The organism is Puia sp., assembly GCF_035546395.1.
Classification (GTDB): domain Bacteria; phylum Bacteroidota; class Bacteroidia; order Chitinophagales; family Chitinophagaceae; genus Puia.
On record NZ_DASZXR010000014.1, the window covers coordinates 934668 to 956981 of the forward strand.

Below are 22314 nucleotides of genomic sequence, written 5' to 3' on the forward strand. Positions count from 1 at the left end.
TCATGAAGCATGAGCCGGATAAAAAAAATACTGTTGACAGTACTGATCTTATTCATCGCCATTCAATTCATACAACCTGCCCGTAATAAGAACGGGCAGGTATTACCTACCGATATTTCAAAGATCTGTGCCATTCCTCAAAATGTGGAGTCTATTCTGAGGACTGCCTGTTATGATTGTCATAGCAACAACACCAATTATCCCTGGTATGTGAATATACAGCCGGTGGGGTGGATGCTGGCCCGTCATATTAAAGAAGGAAAGGGGGAGTTGAACTTCAGCGAATTTGGGTCTTATTCCGGAAGAAGGCAGGCAAGCAAATTGAAGTCCATCGAGAACAGCATTAAGGATGGGGCCATGCCATTGTCTTCTTACACACTGATACACAAAGGGGCAAGGCTTTCGCAAGACGAAAAAGAGCTGGTTATGGATTGGGCACGAAAAACAAGGGACAGTCTTGCACCAAAAAATTAAAATACGAGAATGAAAAATATTATTATAGCGGTTTTATTGGTCTTCACGGGCACATTTGCGTGGTCCCAGCAGGGGACTGACAAGCAAAAGCAGCCAGTGATATACACCTGTGTCATGCACCCGGAAGTGCAAATGAACAAGCCGGGCAACTGCCCTAAATGCGGCATGAAGCTGGTGGCCAAAAAAGTAAAAAAACCGGCGGCGCCTTCCAGGCAGGAGGGGATGCAGATGCCGAAAGATACGGCCGCCTCGATGCCCATGGACATGAGTAAAGACACTATGCCAATGCCTATGAAGGACAGTGCCGCAAAGATGGCCAACATGGACAGCGCCAAAATGGATGGAATGGACATGGGGGACAACGATGCACTCATGGAAAATATAAGAAATGCAAAGGCGAGCCTGGGGCCGGTAAACACCATTGCCGCCGCTACTCCGCCTCATACCGTTCGCTACGACCTGTATGTTGCCGACACAATAGTTGATTTTGGCGGCAAGCCCAAACGCGCCATTGCCGTGAACGGGCAGATCCCTATGCCCACGCTTACCTTTACCGAAGGGGATACGGCGGAGATCTATGTTCATAACGACCTGGATGAAGAAACGGCCCTGCACTGGCATGGTTTATTCCTTCCCAACAGGATGGACGGTGTGCCCAATCTTACCCAGATGCCTATAAAACCCCACACAACGTACTTATACAAATTCCCTATTGTCCAGCATGGCACTCATTGGTATCATAGTCATTCGGGCTTGCAGGAGCAAATAGGTATGTACGGGGCTTTTATCATGAACAAACGAAAAGAATGGGATATCCCTACGATCCCTGTTGTGTTGAGCGAATGGACGAACATGAGACCCGGAGAGGTGCAACGCAGCCTGCATGCCGCGACCGATTGGTTTGCCATAGAAAAGGGGAGCACCCAGAGCTATGCGGAGGCCATACGGACCGGCCACTTTAAAACCAAGGCAACCAACGAATGGAAACGAATGACCGCTATGGATGTGAGTGACGTATTTTATGATAAGTTTTTGATCAACGGGAAAAACCAGTATGAACAGCCTCAGTTCAAGGCCGGCGACAAGGTAAGACTGCGCATCGCCAATGGCGGGGCTTCCGACTATTTTTGGCTGACCTATTCGGGAGGCAAAATAACTGTAGTCGCTACGGATGGAAATGATGTTGAGCCCGTGGAGGTAGACCGGTTGATAATAGCCGTGTCTGAAACATACGATGTTGTAGTGACCATCCCTGAGAATAAGAGCTACGAGTTCCTCGTAACACCAGAAGACCGTACTAAATCGGCTTCCCTTTGGCTCGGCAGCGGGGATAGAGTGCCTGCCAAAAAGTTGCCCAGGCTCAAATATTTTGCCGGCATGAAGATGATGAACGACATGATGGATATGAAAGGGAACCTGGTGCAAATGGACGGTATGAAAATGCAAAACCAGATAATGGATATGAACACCGTCATGTATCCGGAGATCACCGGAGAGGAACAGCCCCAAAAGGAAGAGAAAAAGGATACAATGCAAGGGCATGACATGCATAACATGGAGGGTATGAATATGACCTCAGCGCCATCCAACATCGTAACGCTGAACTATACGATGTTGCGCGATCCGAAGAAAACCACCCTGCCTCCCGGGCCGTTGAGAGAACTACATTTTACACTCACTGGGAATATGAACCGCTATGTCTGGAGCCTGGATAATAAAGTGGTTTCTGAGAGTGACAGGATCCTTATTAAAAAAGGAGAGAATGTACGGCTTATACTATACAACAATAGCATGATGCGGCACCCCATGCACCTGCACGGCCATGACTTCAGGCTACTGAACGGGCAGGGCGAGTATGCTCCTATGAAGAACATCATCGACATGATGCCGATGGAATTGGATACCATAGAGTTCGCGGCCACCGAACCGGGGGGCGACTGGTTCTTCCATTGCCATATTCTATACCATATGATGAGTGGCATGGGAAGGATATTCAGGTATGACAACAACCTGCCCAACCCTGACATACCCAATCCCAATCTGGCGCAACGGAAATTGTATTGGGATGACAGGATGCCTCATTTTATGGCAAGGGCGGAATTGGAAAGCAATGGGAGCGATGGCGAGGCAATGTTTGCGCAAACCCGCTGGAAAGCCAGTACACTCTGGCATTTGGGTTTGCATGATATGCATGGTTATGAAAGTGAAACCACGATCGGTCGTTATTTGGGTCGGATGCAATGGTGGTATCCTTATATTGGCTTTGATTATCACTACAAAACAGAAGGTGGCCCTAAAAATATTTTTGGCAATGAAGAAAAAAACTGGTTTGGTCAAAAAAGCGACAAACTCGATCGTAAAACTGTAACAGCAGGTATCGCTTACACTCTGCCAATGTTGTTCGTGGCCGATGCAAGAGTGGACGGTAATGGGAAATTCCGCTTTCAATTAAGCAGAGAAGACATACCTGTCACAAGCCGTTTACGGTTCAATATGATGGTCAATACCGATAAGGAATATATGGCTGGTTTTCGGTATATTCTTACTAAATATTTCTCATTATCCACCCATTTTGACAGCGATATGGGCCTGGGGGCAGGGATAACATTAGTCTATTAATCTCTTACAACAAAACGGCGTACAATGGAAAATCAGCATCCCCATCAACACACCGGTCACGACCATGCTGCTATGCAAATGCATGAACATTCCCGTCAAAAACAGGAGGATGTACATGGCGGCCATAATGAACATGCCGGTCATCATACGGAAGACTTTTTAAAGCGCTTCTGGCTGTGTCTGATCATAACCGTTCCTATCCTGCTGCTTTCACACATGATCCAGCAGTGGTTAGGATTCAGGCTGGCTTTTAGCGGTGACGAATATATCCTGCTTGCACTTAGCAGTTTTATTTATGTCTATGGCGGATGGCCCTTCCTGGTGGGCATAGTAAGAGAGTTGAAAAGCCGTAACCCCGGCATGATGACACTCGTAGCCGTAGCTATCACTACCGCCTATGTGTACAGTGTAGCAGTTGTATTCGGGTTAAAGGGGATGGATTTCTTTTGGGAGCTGGCCACCCTGATCGACATTATGCTGTTGGGTCACTGGCTAGAAATGAAGTCTCAGATGGCCGCCTCCCGTGAGCTGGAATCGCTCGTGGCGTTGCTGCCGGCTGTCGTCCATGTGGAACGGAATGGCGAAACAAGAGATATTGCTTTACGGGAGCTACAGAACAAGGACATAATTATCATAAAGCCGGGCGAAAAAGTTCCTGCGGATGGCCTGATACAGGAAGGAAGCTCCTATGTCAACGAAAGCATGCTGACAGGTGAAAGCGTACCCGTAAGGAAAGAGAAAGGCGCGAAAGTGATCGGGGGCTCTCTGAATGGCGATGGCGTTTTAAAAGTTCAGGTCACCGGAGCCGGCAACGACAGCTATCTCAATAAAGTGATCAATATGGTACAGTCAGCCCAGGGAGCCAAGTCCAAAACACAGAACCTGGCCGGCAAGGTAGCCATGTGGTTAACCATTGTCTCCATCAGTGTGGGAGTTCTTACTTTCGTCACATGGTTAGGCCGGGGTCATGAGTTGTCTTTTGCCCTGGAGCGGATGGTGACCGTCATGGTCACATCCTGTCCGCATGCGCTGGGGGTCGCTATCCCGCTGGTAGTGGCCATATCTACCACCCTGTCGGCCATGCATGGGCTGCTAATCCGTAACCGTACTGCCTTTGAGAACGCCAGGAAGCTTACCACCATCATTTTCGACAAGACGGGCACGCTGACCAAAGGCTCCCACGAAGTGCAAAAGGTGATCCCCTTGAACGGGCAGTTCACCGCCGATGACATTCTCCGGTATGCTGCGGCTATTCAACAGAACTCCGAGCATCACATTGCACACGGCGTAATGCGCAAGCTGAAGGAAAAGAACCTGGAATTGTGGAGATCCACGGATTTCAATTATATACAGGGCGTGGGAGTTACAGGTATAGTAAATGGCAAGCATGTCGTAGCAGCCGGCCCCAATTATTTTAAGCAGGAAAACATAGAGATGCCTGCCATACCTGCGGAAATTGACCAGTCGGTGGATACGGTGAATTTTGTATTGATAGAAAAGGAACCGGCCGGCATCATCACCCTTGCAGACAGCATTCGGGAAACAGCTCCGCAGGCCATCGCGGACTTAAAAGCCATGAATATAAAGTCATTTCTTCTCACGGGTGACAATGAAAAAGTGGCTGCAGCCGTCGCAAAAAAGCTGAACATGGATGGCTATCTCGCTAATGTTCTGCCGCATGAAAAGCAAAGTAAGGTAAAAGAGTTCCAGGACAAAGGAGAGATCGTCGCCATGACAGGAGACGGCGTAAATGATGCCCCTGCGCTCGCTCAGGCCGACGTAGGCATTGCCATCGGATCAGGGACAGATGTGGCAGCGGAAACAGCCGATATTATCCTGGTGAACAGTGACCCGAAAGATGTGGTGCAAATGATTGTTTTCGGCAAGGCAACTTACCGGAAAATGGTCCAGAATTTATTGTGGGCAGTTGGGTATAACGTAGTTGCCATCCCATTGGCGGCAGGTGTGTTGTATCCGACATTCATGTTGAGCCCGGCCATGGGCGCCATCTTGATGAGCGCCAGTACCATCGTGGTTGCCATCAACGCCAAACTATTAAGAGTAAAATGAGCTTTAGGCCCGCTTGTATTTGATCAAACCATCCTGTTCCCAGACAAAGAGCATCTTGTTACCGGGTAGCATCAGAGGTTTTACCGAACTTCCGGTGCCAATCGGGATAATTTCTTTTTGAGGCAGCTTTATCGCCTCCAGTGTGTCCTTTTTTTCCAGCGTTATTATGGTACTGCCGGCGGAGCCAGTAATGCTGCAGGTCCGTCCTTTTTCCAACATCGTTTCAGTGACACCCGGTTGGCAGTAATAAATTGTCCCTTCCCTTTGCCAGACAGTGTGCACTGCGCCAGCCGGGTCAATGGTGACACCTCCGCCATCCATCGGGCAACCGTTTAGTTTCCACGTCCCCGCTCCCAATTTCTCTGCAGACTTGAAGGATTTTCCTTTATTGGAAGATTGCAGCAGATAAAGGTCTCTTGAACCGTTTATCCAATTCCGGAACATAATGGCAATTTCCGGCCCTTCAGCCGAAATACTGGGCTTACAACATTCGCAGACGTGCCCGTCCGGAGATTGATAGACCATTTTGTTTGAAGACCACCCTGTAGCATTTCCAGAAATAGAGGAAAAATAGATCTGGTTTTGTTTGCCTGTCCGGATATCCAGCCACACTGCATAAAAGTTATCCGCTCTGTCCGCCGCGATGCTCATCAATCCCTCCGGGCTTGATCCCTTCACATCATTTATAAATCCCATGTCCTTCCATGCGTTGGAAGAATGACTGCATCGGAACCAACGGATATTCCCGGATTTATCCATTGCGGTGATGATGGAATAGTTTGCTGAGCTTGCGATCTGTGGTCCGCGGGACATTCCCAGGTGCATACCGGTCACCTGCGCCACGAGTACGGGTTTTGAAAATGTCGACCCCTGGTCGGTGGAAACTGCGCAAAAAATACTGTCTTTATGTCCATAGACCAGCCTGATTGATCCTTTATTATCCCTGCTGACCTGCGGCTGGTCCCCTTTTCCGATAACGTAGACGGTAGATTCAGGTATGCCCCTCCAGCTTAACAACAATAGCCCTGCTATCATCGTATACAGTATTCTTTTCATATTATACGTTTTAAGAAAAATAGCAAGATTTGCAAAGTCGATCCCAGGATTTGTCAAGCCCTTTGTAACGCCTTTCGGCAACTTTGCCCAACAACATACACTCATGCCATTGAGTCTTGCTTCCCGCAAATATATGCTTATTCTGCACCTTATCTTCTCCGTCGGCTGGTTTGGCGCTGTCACCGCATTCTTTGCACTTGCTATAGCGGGTGTAACAGGCTATGATAGCCAGCAGGTTCGATCTTTCTATATCGCCCTGGAACCGATAACGTTGACATGGTTTGAAAGCATCGTTATCTTAGTCCCGGGGCATTCTCATTTGTTTTTCCCATATACCGAAGCCATACAATAACTTCACAAAAAACTTACGTTCTGATTCTTAGCTAGATTTATCCGTACGCAAAACGGAATCCGCCGAAAATCTGGTAAAGAGTAGGTGTAACCTTAAAGTCTGCAAAAATGATTATTACGCAGATGCCGCTGCCTTCTCCCTGTTCAATGCCCTTCCAAAACACTCAATATATTATCGAATTTTTTATTTTACAACCATAGCTTAATATCATGTGGAACCCACCAAATGACCTGGTCGATCCGATGGTGACTATTGCTATGCATGTTAACTTGCCATGTATATTAACGAATCACAACGCCCGGTCCAGTGGCTTATGGACAAGCGAAATAATAGTCATTATACCCATCGCCTCCTCCTCCTCGATCACAAACTTGATCTTGGGAGTATGCGCAGTCGGGTTACGGATCAACCCGAATAGCCCTTTGATCATATTGGCAAGCCCCAGGTGTTCGCTACGTTGTGTATCGTCCGACAAGAGATTGATCCGTATTAATGGGTTGTTTGTAGAGAAAGCTACGTCACCCAAGGCATTGCCATCCGCCAGAACATTGAACATAAACCGCAGCCGTTCAGCAATACTCTTCACTCCCTCAAATAGTGAGTGAAAATAATTTTCGACCAATAATTCAGCATTGCAAAACTTAATAACTTCGGCATGTACCCTCCGCGCCTCCAGCTTCGCCTTAAAATGGCTTGCCCGCTGGTCAGCTTCCGATAATGTAGTAGCATTAGCAACCCGCCTGAACTTGCCAGTGTCCGTCAATTCTATGCCTACAAATGAAAGCCGTTTATTCAGCTCGTTCAACAGAAATTGGTACCTCTCCATCTGGCCAACAAATCGCGACGGGTGCATCGCACGACATAAGAATACGACCACCTTCGTCCCATCCTGGTTTGCGTTCTGAAAATTGGTGAAGGCATTGTATAGTCGCTTCCATTTTGTTATAGTTGGATCAGTGTCAGGAACCTGGCAATCAGCAAGGATTTTCGCAATTTCAGACCCCGTCAATCCGTTGTACGTCTCTGCAATCAACTTGCATATCCCCTCCAAGTAAAAAGATTGAATAACGCTTATACCGCCTTGTTGATTCATTTATTATTGCTTTACCGTTAAATGTCTGAAATATAGGCAAATCATCCAACATCAATTTTCACTTCCCCACCTTATACGCCAACAATCTCAATGCATTAAACACCACCACGACCGTAGATCCCTCATGGCCGATCACTGCCGGACCAATATGCGCGATCCCGAGTAGCGTCAGCGGGATCAACACCACAACCATACCCAAACTGATCACTAAATTCTGCCGAATAATCCCGTGCGCTTTCCGACTTAACCCGATCACAAACGGCAGCCGGTCCAAGCGGTCGCCCATCAACGCAATATCGGCTGTCTCCAGCGCTACATCCGACCCCGCAGCTCCCATCGCAATCCCCACAGTACTCTTTGCCATAGCAGGTGCATCGTTCACGCCGTCGCCCACCATCGCCACCTTGCCCTCCGACTCCTTCAGCTTTTCCACCGCTGCCACCTTCTGCTCCGGTAGAAGATTCCCCCAGGCTTCGCTCACCCCAATGCTCAAAGCAACGGCATCGGCTACCCGTTGATTATCCCCGGTCAACATCACCATTTTCTGGATGCCTACCGACGTTAGCGCCCCCAGCGTCTCCTTTGTCTCGCCGCGGGCCACATCCATCAGCGCTACGATCCCCAATAGCCGCCCATCCATCCCGACCAACATGGCCGTATGTCCATCCTGCTCCAACCCCTCCATCTGTTTGCGAGTATCGTCCGGCAAACCGACCCCAAAACTACCCTGCTCCGTAAACAGCTCCTTATTGCCGATAAAAACCGTCTTCCCTTCATACGCAGCCTGGACACCCCGACCCGTCAAGGCTTTGACATTGGACGCCGGCGTCACGTCATGCCCCAGCTTCTCCTGCCCGCCCTTAACGATAGCCGCCGCCAGCGGGTGATCGCTCAACTTCTCCACCGATACCGCCACCGTCAGCAGTTCGTCCTCCGTCACGCCATTCACCGGATAAACGCCGGTCAGCCGCGGCCGGCCTTCGGTCAAGGTCCCCGTCTTATCGAACGCGATGGCCTTCAATGACCCCAATTCTTCCAGCGGACGCCCGCCCTTCACCAACACCCCTGCCCTGGCGGCACGGGCCACACCACTCAATACAGCGCTGGGAGTGGCGATAGCCAAGGCGCACGGACTTGCCGCCACCAACACAGCCATCGCCCGATAAAAACTGGCGCTGAACGACTCCGGTAATACCACCCAGGCAAACAGCAACAGTACCACCAATATCAGGACCGCCGGCACGTAATACTTTTCCAGCTTATCGGTGAAATTCTGCGTCGGGGACTTCTGCGTCTGCGCCTCGTTCACCAGCTTTACCAGCCGCGCGATAGTCGAGTCCGCAGCCAACCGGGTTACCCGAACCTCCAGGTTATCCCCGCCGTTGATCGACCCCGCAAACACCCGAAACTTCGCTTCCAGCCGTTCCGCATCCTTCCAGCCCACACCGGAAGCCACCGCCTGTTTATCCACCGGCACGCTCTCCCCCGTAATGGGCGCCTGGTTGACCGCACCGGCCCCCCCAACCACAATACCGTCGGCAGGAATTTTACTGTTCGGCTTCACCACAATATCGTCCCCTTGCTTCAGCTCCGTGATCGGCACTTCCCTCAGCTGATCCCCGTGCTTCAATAGCGCCGTCTTCGGCGCCAGCTCCGCCAATGCCGCTATCGACCGCCGGGCCTTCTCCATCGCATAATGCTCCAGCGAATGCCCCAGGCTGAAGAGGAAAAGAAGCAAAGCCCCCTCCGCCCATTGCCCGAGACAGGCAGCGCCTACCGCCGCCACCAACATCAGGAAGTCGATCTCAAAGTGACCTTTGACCACGCTTTCCGCCGCCTCCTTTGCCGTAAAGAACCCGCCGAAGAAATACCCCGCGATATAACAGCCCAGCGAAACCCCAGTCGGCAGGGCCTTTACAAAGGACAGCCCAAACCCGATCCCCAGAAACACCCCGGACAGGATAGCAAAGATCAGCTCCGACCACTCGCCAAAAATGCCACCGTGGGCGTGCGCGTGCTCTCCGCCCTCCTTTGACTCATCGCCATGCACATACCCCGGCTGTCCCTGCCCGTAATCATCCTCTTTATGTGTATGTCCATTCTTGCCATCTTTGACCCGCAGCCCCTGCTTTTTCAACAGCGCATACAGCTTCCCCTGATTGACCTCCCGGCCATCATATTCGATCAAGACCATCCCTCCGGCCGATGCCGACACAGACAACACTCCCTTTACGCCGCCCAGCGCCGCCTCAATCAGCCGCGTCTGCCGTTGATGGCGGATACCCTTCACCTCCACGAGCAAATGCCGGTACCGGTCCGTGATCTGCCCGCCCGCCTGCCGCGCCATCTTTTGTATGGCTTCCACCGATACCACCTGCGGGTCGTAGTGCAGACATAGCTGCGTTTTCCCACTATCGTCCGTCACAATATGCGCCCTCTCGATCCCCTTGCGGTCGCCCAGCTCAGCCAACAGCCGGTTCACGCAAGCGTCCTTTTCGTCCGGGACGTCCGGCAATAATATATCAAGGTTGATTTTTACCTTATTCATAGAAGATAGTTTTTAGATGAAAAAATCATTCCTCGCTGCTGCCCTTCGTCGCCTCAGACAGCAGGTAATACGCGCCCTTCGTCACAATACGCGTGTCCTTTGGCAACTCCGACAACGGCACGATCTCCGTATAGCCCAGGTCCGAAGCACCAGTCTTCACCGCCACCTGCCGGTACACCCGCGGCGTCGATTCCAGGTAAATGAAATGATCGTCCCCGCTGCTCACCACCGCCGCATCTGGTAAGGCCAGCGCCTGGTACTTGTCCACCTGGATACGCGCCTCCACATACATGCCCGGTAGCAAGGTCTCCGTCCGCTCGCCGATCCTGGCGTGCGCGATGATCGCCTGCTGATTATCCTGAAATGCCTTGTCCAGGCTGTAGATCAATGCCGGATGATCGTGCAGCGGGTCGTTCGCATCCGTAAACAGCACCTTCTGCCCGACGGTCAGTTTATGCACGTCCTTCTCGAAAACCGTCAAATCCAGGTGCAGCGCCCGATTGTCCACAATGTCGAACAGCGCCGCGTTGGCATCCGCATACTTCCCCATCGTCACGTTGACGTGATGGATATACCCCTCGATGGGCGCCACGATGCCGATCTCGCTACTTACGGCATCCGGCGCCAGTCCATCAGCTCGGATACCTACGCCCTGCAAACGGGTACGGATACCCGTCTGACGCGCCTTTGCCACGCCCAGCTCGTTCTCCACCTGCTGCAAGGTCTTCTCAGAATTGATGCTATCCGCCCGAAGGCTTTTCTGCCGGGCATACTCCGCTTCCAGGTACCGCAGCTGCGACTTATTTTCCAGGTAATCCTGCTGCCATTGCACCACGTCGTTGTTCTGCAAGGTTGCGAGCACCTGCCCCACCCGGACAAAGTCCCCATCCTTTACCCGGATACTCTTAACGATGCCGCCGACCAGACTACTCACCTGCGCCTGATTCTGCGGCGGTAGTACCAGTTTTCCGTTCACCTTCAGCGAGGTCCGCAGGTTGCGCTGCTCCAGCGAACCCACCTGCAAGTCGATCGCTTTCACCTGCGCCTCCGTCAATCGGATCTCCACAGGTCCGGAAGGCCCCGGCTTCGCCGCCACAGCACTATCCTTTTTATTTTCTTGCTTAGACGTCCCACTACCACAAGCCACCAGCCCCACCATTAAAAACCCATATATACTATACTGTAAATTCATTTGATCAAAATTTTATCGGTTCAGAAAATAGCTGATCTGGATAACCGCCTGGTTATAGTCATTTACCGTCCGCAGATAGCCTTCACGAATACCCGTAGCCTCCTTGATGTTCTGCACATACTCCACATAGCCGATATTCCCCGCACGGTACCCCTTGGCCGCCGCCGCCAGGATCAGTGCCGCATAGCGCAGCCCCTCCTGCCGGTAATAGTCCAGCTGGCCGACTGCACGGGTATATTGCTCCCACCACTGCCGGTACGCCGCCGTCAGCTCCAGCCCCGTCTTCTCCACACCCGTCTCCGCGAACTGCCGGCCAATCTCCGCCGCCTTTACCCGCGACTTCACCCCATAGTTGAACAAGGGAATACTCGCCCCCACCGACATGATATTATAAGGGCTGACCCGGTCGAGGCTTTGCGTCGCCGCGCCGATGGAGAACGACGGCAGACCCCGTGCCTTCTCCACCCGGATATTAGCCGCACTCACCTCCACCTGCTGACGGGCATACTGCAACAAGGGGTGACCGGAAGGCAACGCTGAGTCCCCCGACTCCAGTGCAGGCAAAGGCTCGAAGCCATCCGGCCGCCCAAGGCTGTCCGTGCCCGGCATCCACTGCCGTAGCTCCGCCGCAAAGGCTGCTATATCCGCTCGTGCCTGCCTCAGCTGTAGCTGCACCTCCGCCCCCTGCGTCCGGGCATTGGTTTTTTCCAGTACACCCGTCTCGCCGGCGGCAAACCGCTTGTCCGCCACCTGCTGAAAGTCGCGCCAGGCGGTATCCAGTGACAGCAACAAGTTATAACGCTGCCACGCATATGCCCAATTGGTGTATGCCGCCCGGACGTTTCGCGTCAACTCCGCGCGGGTCACCGCCCCCGCCGCCTCCGCCACCTTCACATTTTGTTGCAACAGCCCTCGCTCTGCCCGATAGGCGCCCGGCAGCTTGAACGCCTGCGATACCCCGACGTTATAGTCGAAGTCACTGCTATTGATCTGCCCAAAACTACTATTGATGTTCAACGGATCGAATACCGTCGCGGTCCCCAGCAGTGCCTGCTGCTGCCGTACCAGCTGGTCGCCTTGCCGGATCACGGGATGCCGGGCATAGGCCCGGGACAGTGCCGTATCCAGGGACAACGGCGCCGTCTGCGCCGAAACCGTCCCAAGACCACCAAGCATCAACACCCCTATCAACATCACCAGCGGTCGCACCCGCCGGCGGACATAAAAGAAGCTATACAACACCGGCAGCACCAGCAAGGTCAGCAGGGTCGATGACACCAGGCCGCCGATCACCACCGTCGCCAGCGGCTTCTGCACCTCTGCCCCCGCGCTCGTGCTCAACGCCATCGGAAAGAAGCCCAACGAGGCCACCGAAGCCGTCGCCAGCACTGGCCGCAGCCGGGCCAGGCTTCCCTTGATGATGCGCGCCATCCCGTCGGTCTCGCCCTCATCCCGCAGCCGATTGTAATAACTGATCAACACGATCCCGTTCAGCACGGCCACGCCAAAGAGCGCGATAAAACCGATACCCGCCGATATACTAAACGGCATTCCCCGCAGCCACAGCGCCACGACTCCCCCCACTGCCGCCAGCGGGATGGCCGAGAAGATGATCAACGCCTCCTTTAACGACCGGAACGTCACGAATAGCAAGAAGAAGATCAGCAGCAATGCCACGGGCACGGCCACCGTCAACCGGCTGCTTGCCTCCTGCAAGTGCTCGAACTGCCCGCCATACGTAATATAATACCCTTCCGGCAGCGCCAGCTTTGCCCCCAACAACGCCCGTATATCGTTCACCACACTCTCGACGTCCCGGCCCCGTACATTCGCCTCGATGACGATCCGGCGTTCCGCCTGTTCGCGGCTGATCTGCGCCGGGCTCGTCGTAAAGCCCACGTCCGCGATCTCGCTGAGCGGGATTTGCTTACCCGAAGGTGTCGGAACCAGCAGGCTCCGCAGCTGGGCCGGGTCCGTATTGGAATCCTTCGGGATACGCACCACCAGGTCGAAACGCCGCTCTCCTTCATATACCGTTCCCGCATACCCCCCCGCATAGGCCGTGTTCAGCACTGCGTTCACATCCGCGATAGACAGCCCATACTGTGCGATTTTCCCCCGATTATATTTTACCAACAACTGCGGAAGGCCCGTTGTCTGCTCTACCTTTACGTCCGTCAGCCCCGGCACGCTCCGGATTAGTCCAGCCGTCTGGTTGGCTTTGGTAAACAACGTAGACAGGTCGCTCCCGAAAATCTTTATCGCAATATCCCCTTTCACGCCCGCCACCAATTCATTAAACCGCATTTGGATCGGCTGCTCAAAGGACAGGTTGACACCGGGTATGGCCTCCATCTTTTCCTTCATTTTCTCCGCCAAGCCATCCTTGTCGTGGGCCGTCACCCACTCCTTCCGGTCCTTCAACACCATGATCATATCCCCGCTCTCGATGGGCATCGGGTCCGTCGGCACCTCGCTCGTCCCGATCTTGCTTACCACTTCCTTCACTTCGGGAAAAGAAAGGGCGATCTTTTCCAGTTGGGTCGCTACGTCCACCGACTGCGGGAGGCTGCTACCTTGGCGAATGGCATAGTTCACTGCAAAATCTCCCTCGTCCAGCTCGGGGATAAACTCTCCGCCCATCGTACGGAACAACAGCACGGCGCCCACCAGCAACCCAACAGCCACCGTGACAACGATGACCCGGGTACGAAGCGCCCATTGCAGTACTGGTTGATACCATCGTTCCAGCCACGCCATCGCCGTATCGGTTAAAGTATCTTTAGCCTTTATCTTGCGGCTAAGAAGCAAACTGCTCATTAGCGGAACATAGGTCACCGACAATAGCAGCGCCCCGACAATCGCAAAGCTCACCGTCTCCGCCATCGGCATGAACATTTTCCCCTCGATGCCGCTCAGGGCAAAAATGGGGACATACACGATCAGGATGATCACCTGCCCGAAGGCCGCGCTTTTCATTATGCGGCCGCTGCCCTCGATGACCTCGCCATCCATCTGCTCCCGCGTCAGCGTCATTCCCCGGAAATCCGCGTGGAAACGATGCAACAAACTTTCGACGATGATCACCGCCCCGTCCACGATCAACCCAAAGTCCAGGGCACCCATACTCATTAGGTTGGCGCTCACCCCGAACAGGTTCATCATGCACACCGCGAACAGCATCGACAGCGGGATCACGCTGGCCACGATCAACCCCGCCCGGAAATTACCCAGGAACAGCACCAGTACGAAAATGACGATCACTGCCCCCTCCAGCAGGTTGCGGCTCACCGTGGAGATCGTTCGGTCGATCAGTTTGGTCCGGTCAATGAACACCTCGATGCCCACCCCTTCCGGCAGGCTCTTCTCGATAGCCGCCATCGTCTGTTTAACCCGGTGGATCACGCGTACGGCGTTCTCGCCCTTTTGCATCAAAACGATGCCACCCACCGCCTCGCCCTGGCCGTTGCGTGTCATGGCGCCATACCGGGGCGCAAAGCCAAACTGCACCGTCCCTATATCTTTTACCAGCACTGGGATACCACCGGTATTACGCACCACAATATTGCCGATGTCCGCCAGGTCGGTGATCATCCCCTCACCCCGGATAAAGTAGATGTTCGGCCCTTTGTCGATATAACCGCCGCCTGTATTGGCATTGTTGCGCTGTAGGGCCGCGAACACCTCCGTCAGCGTCAGGTTCATCGCTGCCAGGCGGTCGGGCTTAACGCTCACCTCGTACTGTTTCAGCTTGCCGCCAAAGCTGCTCACGTCCACTACACCCGCCGTCCCCAGCAGCTGCCGCTTGACGATCCAGTCCTCGATCGTCCGCAGTTCCATCGCATCGTACCGGGTCTCGTAGCCCTTCTTCGCCACGAGTACATACTGGAATATCTCGCCCAACCCCGTTGTCGGAGGCACCATGTCCGGCACTCCATATTCCCGCGGGATCTTCTCCTCCGCGGCCTTCAATTTCTCCGCCACCCACTGCCGGATGGTCGTTACCGGCATGTTGTCTTTAAAAACGATGGTGATCACCGAAAGTCCGCTTCGGCTGATACTGCGCAGCTCCGTCAGACCCTGTAAGGATTTAAATTCCATTTCCAGTGGTGTCGTCACAAACTGTTCCACCTCCTGCGTCGCCAGCGAGGGACTGTTAGTGATCACCTGCACCTGGTTATTGGTCACATCCGGCAGCGCATCCACGCTAAGCCGGGAAAAAGAATATAAGCCCGCCGCTATAAACAATAACAGCAACAGACCGGTCACCGGCTTATTCCGCACCGATAACCGTATGATCTTTGAAATCATTGGGTAAATTATAGGCTGGACCACGCCGCCGGATACATAGCACATTCCAGCAATGCGCTATGTTTGTCCCAAGGGATCACGCCAACCCGGTCGGCTTAAATGGATAGAAGGGGAATATCTGACAGGCAACGGGCATACCGACACCTAACAAGGATTCCGTAAAAAGAATGGATTAACCAATCCGCGGAGGTTCCCACACAGCAGAAAGATCCGTCCCAAAGTCAGGGGCAATGTAGATAGGAAATTTTTTACCGACCGGCAGCGGCATGATACCGTCGATCACCTGCATATCGACCACGGTAGAGACAGACGCACAACAGGAACAAGTACACAGTGGCGAACAATCATCATCCGCCTGTCCCCCGCCCGGCGCGGCCGCATGAATCTGTTGAATCCCAAACTTGCTCATCCCCAGCGCCTTATGGTCCCGGCAGGGCACCAGGATCATTACCACCATTAGCAGGTTCAATATGAATGCAGACAGCCGCATTATTGCAAAAATAGTAAATCCTCTCACAAATCCACCCATTTTTACTGACACTTCGTTGCAAGAATACGGACGTCCGGTGCCACCGCCGAGAGATTATATATATCCAGCAGGAAATGGCCTGCATTGAAAGTGTAAGCGCCCTCATGCTTTTGCTTGAACTTGATGGTATGACACGATCTCGAATATGCGTCTTGTCAAAATATGCCATATACAAAAAAAACCGGCAACCTTTTAAGATTGCCGGCTAGGGTAGGAAAACGGGTCAGGGCCTTGTTAAGGCCAGGCTTGGAAGTCATTACGCCCGGCGACGTTGGCGGGTGCCATTGGGTTTATCTTCTGGTTCAGCCATGCTTTGAGCAACACCTGCTCCTTTGCCTAGATCTTCCTTTTTTTCGGGAGTTTCACCTTGGCCTTGTTGAGTTTTCTGGCCTTGGGTTTGGTCGTTGCGAATAACTTCCATTGCTGGGGCGGTAATTCTCTTTACCTCGCCGTTCTTGTCAATCATCATCAGCGCATCCTCATGTGGAGCAGCATAAAGGTGAGATACATCTAGGTTGCCACCAGCGCCTCGTTTAGCAATGGGCACAATGTCCCCATTGTTGAGCCGTCTGCCGATATCTTCCCTATCCTGTTGGGTGTAATTGTTGGGAATTACTTTACCGAGCAACTTGGCAGCATCATAATCTTGTCGAAAAGCCGGGACGCTGTCAAGCTGGCTATTGCCATACTCATCTTTCGGCGCGTTGAGGTTTAACCTGGTGTAGGCCAGATAGGGTTTCCCCGTTCTCATTGACCGTCTGGTGTGAGCGACAGTACGATCGTGAAGCAGATTTCTCATCTGGTGAGCTGTAAAGCCAGTCTTTTGAAAAACCCGGAATGTTGCTGATACGTCCGGCTTGCCATCCTTAAGCAAGCTCGCGTCAATTTGGCTGAGAACGTGCATCTTTCCTCGTTCTGTATCAATTTGCTCGAACCGAAGGTTATACCTAACTGGTTCTTTAGGGACCGCCATATTTACATCCCGCATTGCTTCGAATTGAGGGACGTTGAAATCACGGGAAACCTCGAAGTTGGGAAGCCCTTTCCTGATTGCGTCATAGATCTCATTATTGAATGCTTCTCCGAGCTTGAAACCTTTCAGCGAATCAGTAATGTAAGAAAAGTTTTCTAAAGGCCAGCCCTCAAGCCTGGGTAATTCAGCTTGTGGGGTAGCAGGCTGGTTGTTTTCTTGTGCCATAATTTGGAATTTAAAGTGATGAAATTTGGTTTATAGGCTAGTCGGGCCTTTTGAATTTGGCTTCTTCTTTTCCAGCAGGTGGCGGTATTGGTCACTGTTTTTTATCTTTTTCATCTCGCTGTCGACCAGTGAGCGGATATCGGCCTTAATGCGGAAGTAATTTTGTTGTACCACCTCAGGGGTGATATGACGAATCACTGGTAGTTCTTCATAGGCGGCCTCTTCCTGTCGGATCGCCTCGAAGTCATTGAGAATCTCGCAATGAAAGGCCTTTAATTTGATCTTCTGTTTGGGATCATCGGCAACGGCTCCGACGAATTCACCGCTGGAAAGGCTGGCGATGCGGGAAGCAGGAATCGCGGCCTCCAGCTGGGTGGATTTGCTGAGAGAGGTATCATTCGAATTGATCGACACAGATTCTCTTTCCTGCATGATCCGGCCTATGCGGTCGCTGATAGATTTAGCCGTTTCGCCGAGCACCTGGCCGGAGATGATATTACCGCATACGTTCATTATCACCTCAGCTTGCTCTTTCCCATAATCTTTGCGGAGCTGGCTGAAATCCTGTACGCCGAGGGTAGTGGCCACTTTGTTACTTCTTGCCGTCGCAATGAGGCTGTCGATATTGTTGACAAAGATGGTTGGGAACTCATCGAATACCAGCGAGGACTTGAGTTGCCCCTTTCGGTTCACTAGCTTCAACATCCGCTCGGTGCAGAGCGAAATCACTGCGCCATATATCTGCGTCTTTGAAGGGTTATTACCAACGCATACGATCTTAGGGGCGGCCGGGTCGTTGACGTCTAAGGTAAAGTCGTTCCCGCTAAGAATATAGTACAATGATGGGGACGCCAGGCGGGCCAGGCCAATTTTGGCGCTGGCGATCTGACCTTCGAGTTGCTCTCGCGCTCCACCAACATAGGCAGAAATAAAGGGGTTCAGGAGGAGCTCGCAGGAAGGCTCGAGGCTCATGATCGGAAAGAGCTCGTCGTAAGCAATTTGGGCCAGCTCGATAGCATGTGGAAGGGTGCAGTAAATGCCGTCTTTGTACATTTTCAAATACCAGAAGATGGCTGTGATAAAGTTGATGGGCGATTCGACGAAGAAGTCCCCAGTTTTTTGTATCCATTGCTTGTTCAGCGCGAGCATGATTGTTCGGCTGGATTCCGTCGCGTCCGTGATGTCGAGCATCGTCTCGGGCATGAGAAGGTTGCAGCGGTGGGACCGAGAGAGATCGTCGAAATTTATCACATAGAGTTTCGGCGGCACTGGGTACTTGTTGCGGTTTTTCAGGGCGGTGTTGTAGGCGATCAGCGTGAGGTCGGGGAATTTGAAGTCGTATAGGAAGAAGGTGAAGCCTTTCTGAATATGTTGCGTGATCACATGTCGGATCACATAAAAGGATTTTCCAGATTTTTTCTAACCCCCATCGGGATCCGGGCGTCCCTAAGACAAGGAGCGCCCGGAGGGGGGATATAACGTTGATGTAGGATTTACGGATTTTGTTTTTGAGTTTATATTGGGCCGGAAGGTTGATGGAGTATTCGTTTTCAAGGAGGCGCTCTTCCTGTGGAAATGTTTCATTGAGTTCGTTGAAAACATCTTTGCTAAACTTGAGGCGCAGCAGCCGGGAAAGCCTGGCGCCTCCGGACAGCATAGAGAGCCAGCCGAGCGAAGTGATGGAAATGTAGAGGATGGCGAGTTTGGTCTCATCCATAGACAGCCGTAGAAACAGGGAGGAGAGGAAGAAAAGCAGCAACCCGGCGAATATGTAGTACAGTACGGGAGCGATGGTAAGCTTTTCGTCTTTTTTCCCTTTTTCGCCCAGAAGAGAGATGGCCAACAGGAACAGAGATGCCAGCTTGGGTCGGTCGATGCCGGACATGAAGAATACACCGCGGCAGAGGCTGCCGATGACCTGGTCGACGATGGATGCGGTCAGGTTCCACTTCTGCCAAGCGGGATAGCAGGCAGAATAGTAGTGGATAAGAAGGATCAGGATGCTGCCGAATCGGATGAAGTCCAGGTTTTTTCGGAGGGCCTGCAGGTTGTCGCCGCTTTGCATGGGGAGTGGGTTGGTGAGGAAATGAGGTGAAGTCCGGCTCAGAGAGATCTTTTCTTGCGCTTTTTCTTTTTGGGAGGTTCGTCGCCGGCAGGCCCGGGGACCCCGGTCTGACTAGAGAGGAGAACAAAAGCGACCCGGGCGGCAATAGCAGTCCTCGAGGGTGCGCCGGTTGTGTGAAGGCCGGGAGAGTCTTTTGCTTGTTGGGAATCCTTTTCCTTCGAAGTAGCGGACTTGCGAGCGGCATCTTGTGATTCTGTCTCTGGACCGGTGAGAAGTCCTAATCGGCTGAGTAGGGTATTGAGCTCGAAACCGAGTTCTTCCGCGGTGAAGACAACCTTGTTGCGGTTATCGATCACGTGAATGGATGTCGGGTTGCCGGTGTGATCCCAGAAGGGTTGCAAGTTGATCCGGCGCTGCTGTAACCAGCGAAGGATGGCGATGGGGTTGTCAGGAATACCGGCGAGTGCAGAAGTTAGGGTCGGGACTACTCGGTCACGGATTGCAAGTTTCTTCACTTTGTTGAGTTCGAAGCGCTTCTCTAGCCATGCAAGTGTCGGCCGCGTAACCAAGTCGCTGGATTTGATTGGGGTACCTATGCGGTTACCATCGGCGTCTATCCGGCTGTATATAAGTCCGCGGTTGCTTCGGATAGCGCTGCCTGGGGCGCCGGGCCAGGCGGTCATTCCAAACTGGGCCAGGATGGCGTTGAGTTCATCCAGGGAAGTAAATTTGTAGCTGGTGGTGACTTCTTGGACTTTGGCTGCTAGATCGGGAGCTTCCGCGTTCTCGAGATGGATTTCACGACCTCGGGCGTGGGTAAGACCATACTCTATTTCCAAGGCTTCCCTGGCCGGCTCGGACAGTTCTTGCCCGATGTTATGAAGGTCGATGGATGTGCCATCAGGTCGGATGCAGGTGGTGACAACGTGGATATGGGGGTGTTTCGCGTCTTGGTGTTGGTATACCAGGAAGGGTTGCTCGCCGAAGCCAATACGGTCCATATAGTCAAAGGCGAGCCGTTGTAACGTCTCTGTCGGCAGGTCTTCTCCCGGAGGAAAGTTGAGGGAAATATGGAGTGTATTTTTCCGTACCCATTCGTTCCGCTGGTTGAGAAGTTCGAAGCGGCGCAGTTTTTCGTGGAAGGTGAGGTCGGCAATGTCGCAGCCAAAGCCGGAGGCGAGTAGAAGGTCCCCCACCCCCGCACGGACTTTGGCCTCATTGTAATTGAGGGCTTTTTGGATGGACTTTCGCATATTTATTCTTGCAACCATTTTTGGGAGAGTGGGGTGATGATGTCAATAAGCCGGTTAATCCTGGGTTCGATGGCGAGATATTCCTGGAAGGCCATCTTGGCATAGAAGGCTTTGCGCTGCGGCTCGGGGTAAGTATTGAATTTTCTGGTGATTTGGTTGATATTGACACCGATGTGTTTTATCTCAGTGCGGAGCCGAGTGAGCTCCTCCATGAGATTGTCGAGGGTAATATCTCGGGTGAAGACCCGGACGGGCTGATTGTTGAGGATGGCACGAACAAGGCGGCTCATATCGTTTTGAGGATTCTGATCCAAGAGATGCTTGAGCTTGCTGTAGGTGGAGTCGCTGACTTTGGTGGTAAGTACATGGGTTAGGATTTTAGGCCGGCGTTTTCTTTGGGTCTTCATGAGTACTATATATTATGGTGTGGGCTTGAGCATGAGTCAATTGAAATATTTATAGGTATACTTTATTACATCTTGCCGGGCGCGATAAGGCGCGCCCTCCCCATGAAAGACTTGCTGCGCTCCGCGCGTAGCTTCCGCCCTGGCGGGCGGCAAGGAAGGGGTTTATGTCGAAATGAGGGTTTAAGATGCCACACCAGAAGGCGGTCAGCATCGCTTTTTGACGTGGGCGGAGAGGGCTTCCTGCTGATGGAGGCGACCGGCAGTATTCATCCGATCGGAAACGGAAAGGTTATGGCGGAGATGATCTTCGAAAAACTGGAGTATGTCGGCTGTGAGTGCCTGGCGATTGGGCACAGGCCAGTAATAAAATTGGCTGCGCACCATTGCCTCATGCCGGTCTTGAACGGCGGCGTCGAATAGGCTGGATTGGATCATCGCGATAAAGGGTCGCTTGCCGCTGTCCTCAGATGGATGAGCAAGCGTAAACCGGAATTCAGCATCATATTTTCCAAAAAACGGGGCGCCTGGCAGATTTTCCCTGGTGAAAAGAAAGCTGGTACTTTTCAGTTGGAGCTCGGTATCGAGCATTTTGATGTAGTTTGGGAATCCGAGTCGATTGAAGTCGTTATGGAGGTATTCATTGTAATTGGACATGGTAGGCAGAATTGAAGGTGAAATAGCCTTAGTGGAAAACTGTGGAGGCGGATACTTACCGAGCTTTGTCGACCGAAAGTTTTTAGGTATCAAAAACCAGCTGGCGCCAGGTGTCTTGGGTCTAAATCGCTTTTGGAAGAGGTTTATTCGGGTGGTCCGGTCTTTCTCCCAGGGAAAGCTGGAGGAGCTTCGTAGGTTGGATCGTGGTGGCCAAGAGGTGGTGTGTGTACCCATCCTGGTTGAGAAGGTCAGGTACGAGTTTTTTTAGCCATGCGATCTCTGCGATATCGAGCCAGCGGTCCGTCTGGGTGCCCCCGTCGAAGATCACCCACTTGCTGAAAATTTTGGAGATGAGGAATTCCTGCCGTTCGACCACAGGGAGCCGTTTATGCGACGGTATGGCTGAAATTTGTAGGCCTGTCAGAATCTTAGCTTCTTCGAGAAGTGCGGCAAAATATTTCTTGATCTTGTCAATGTCGTCAGATTCGAGGGT

16 protein-coding genes and 1 pseudogene are annotated in these 22314 nt (G+C 52.5%); 4 read left to right on the forward strand and 13 right to left on the reverse strand.

Features of this window, described 5'->3' with window-relative positions; genetic code table 11:
• The first annotated feature begins 9 nt into the window (after positions 1-9).
• From VHE34_RS16665 to VHE34_RS16675, 3 genes are all read left to right on the forward strand, one after another.
• The gene (locus tag VHE34_RS16665; protein WP_325589980.1) at positions 10-474 is read left to right on the forward strand and encodes a heme-binding domain-containing protein; all 465 of its coding nucleotides are present in this window, start codon (positions 10-12) and stop codon (positions 472-474) included.
• Between the two features lie 9 nt (positions 475-483).
• Entirely contained in the window at positions 484-3093 is a 2610-nt protein-coding gene (locus VHE34_RS16670; RefSeq protein ID WP_325589981.1) for a multicopper oxidase domain-containing protein, read from the forward strand.
• Between the two features lie 72 nt (positions 3094-3165).
• Positions 3166-5163: a copper-translocating P-type ATPase gene (locus tag VHE34_RS16675; protein ID WP_325589982.1), complete on the forward strand. Its 1998-nt coding sequence runs from the start codon at positions 3166-3168 to the stop codon at positions 5161-5163.
• 3 nt (positions 5164-5166) lie between these two features.
• On the opposite strand, the gene VHE34_RS16680 is transcribed toward VHE34_RS16675, so the two are convergent.
• Positions 5167-6219, reverse strand: a complete 1053-nt coding sequence (locus tag VHE34_RS16680) for a hypothetical protein (RefSeq protein ID WP_325589983.1) — start codon at positions 6217-6219, stop codon at positions 5167-5169.
• 103 nt (positions 6220-6322) lie between these two features.
• Between VHE34_RS16680 and VHE34_RS16685 the strand changes: the two genes are divergently transcribed.
• A complete protein-coding gene (locus VHE34_RS16685) occupies positions 6323-6571 on the forward strand; it encodes a hypothetical protein (protein WP_325589984.1) in 249 nt (82 codons plus the stop codon).
• Positions 6572-6860: 289 nt separating this feature from the next.
• Here the strand turns inward: VHE34_RS16685 and VHE34_RS16690 are convergent, their stop codons facing one another.
• The 12 genes and pseudogenes from VHE34_RS16690 to VHE34_RS16745 all read right to left on the reverse strand — a co-directional run bounded on the left by VHE34_RS16690 (position 6861) and on the right by VHE34_RS16745 (position 22197).
• Positions 6861-7664 (reverse strand): TIGR02391 family protein, encoded by an 804-nt coding sequence (locus tag VHE34_RS16690; protein ID WP_325589985.1) that lies wholly within the window; start codon positions 7662-7664, stop codon positions 6861-6863.
• 58 nt (positions 7665-7722) lie between these two features.
• On the reverse strand, positions 7723-10212 hold the full coding sequence (locus VHE34_RS16695; RefSeq protein ID WP_325589986.1) for a heavy metal translocating P-type ATPase: 2490 nt from the start codon (positions 10210-10212) through the stop codon (positions 7723-7725).
• 25 nt (positions 10213-10237) lie between these two features.
• Positions 10238-11404, reverse strand: a complete 1167-nt coding sequence (locus tag VHE34_RS16700) for an efflux RND transporter periplasmic adaptor subunit (protein WP_325589987.1) — start codon at positions 11402-11404, stop codon at positions 10238-10240.
• Between the two features lie 12 nt (positions 11405-11416).
• A complete protein-coding gene (locus VHE34_RS16705; protein WP_325589988.1) occupies positions 11417-15715 on the reverse strand; it encodes a CusA/CzcA family heavy metal efflux RND transporter in 4299 nt (1432 codons plus the stop codon).
• A gap of 172 nt (positions 15716-15887) precedes the next feature.
• Positions 15888-16232 carry a hypothetical protein gene (locus VHE34_RS16710; protein ID WP_325589989.1) on the reverse strand — a complete coding sequence of 115 codons (345 nt, stop codon included), beginning with the start codon at positions 16230-16232 and terminating at the stop codon, positions 15888-15890.
• 268 nt (positions 16233-16500) lie between these two features.
• Positions 16501-17442, reverse strand: a complete 942-nt coding sequence (locus VHE34_RS16715; protein ID WP_325589990.1) for a hypothetical protein — start codon at positions 17440-17442, stop codon at positions 16501-16503.
• A 30-nt stretch (positions 17443-17472) separates the two neighbouring features.
• Positions 17473-18837: a type IV secretory system conjugative DNA transfer family protein gene (locus VHE34_RS16720; protein ID WP_325589991.1), complete on the reverse strand. Its 1365-nt coding sequence runs from the start codon at positions 18835-18837 to the stop codon at positions 17473-17475.
• 283 nt (positions 18838-19120) lie between these two features.
• Positions 19121-19507, reverse strand: a pseudogene (locus VHE34_RS16725) (YWFCY domain-containing protein); the annotation flags it as partial.
• Positions 19508-19545: 38 nt separating this feature from the next.
• Positions 19546-20760 carry a relaxase/mobilization nuclease domain-containing protein gene (locus VHE34_RS16730; RefSeq protein ID WP_325589992.1) on the reverse strand — a complete coding sequence of 405 codons (1215 nt, stop codon included), beginning with the start codon at positions 20758-20760 and terminating at the stop codon, positions 19546-19548.
• Positions 20761-20762: 2 nt separating this feature from the next.
• Positions 20763-21167, reverse strand: a complete 405-nt coding sequence (gene mobC / locus VHE34_RS16735) for a plasmid mobilization relaxosome protein MobC (protein WP_325589993.1) — start codon at positions 21165-21167, stop codon at positions 20763-20765.
• A gap of 204 nt (positions 21168-21371) precedes the next feature.
• Positions 21372-21821 carry a hypothetical protein gene (locus tag VHE34_RS16740; RefSeq protein WP_325589994.1) on the reverse strand — a complete coding sequence of 150 codons (450 nt, stop codon included), beginning with the start codon at positions 21819-21821 and terminating at the stop codon, positions 21372-21374.
• A gap of 121 nt (positions 21822-21942) precedes the next feature.
• Positions 21943-22197, reverse strand: a complete 255-nt coding sequence (locus tag VHE34_RS16745) for a hypothetical protein (protein ID WP_325589995.1) — start codon at positions 22195-22197, stop codon at positions 21943-21945.
• Positions 22198-22314 lie beyond the last annotated feature (117 nt).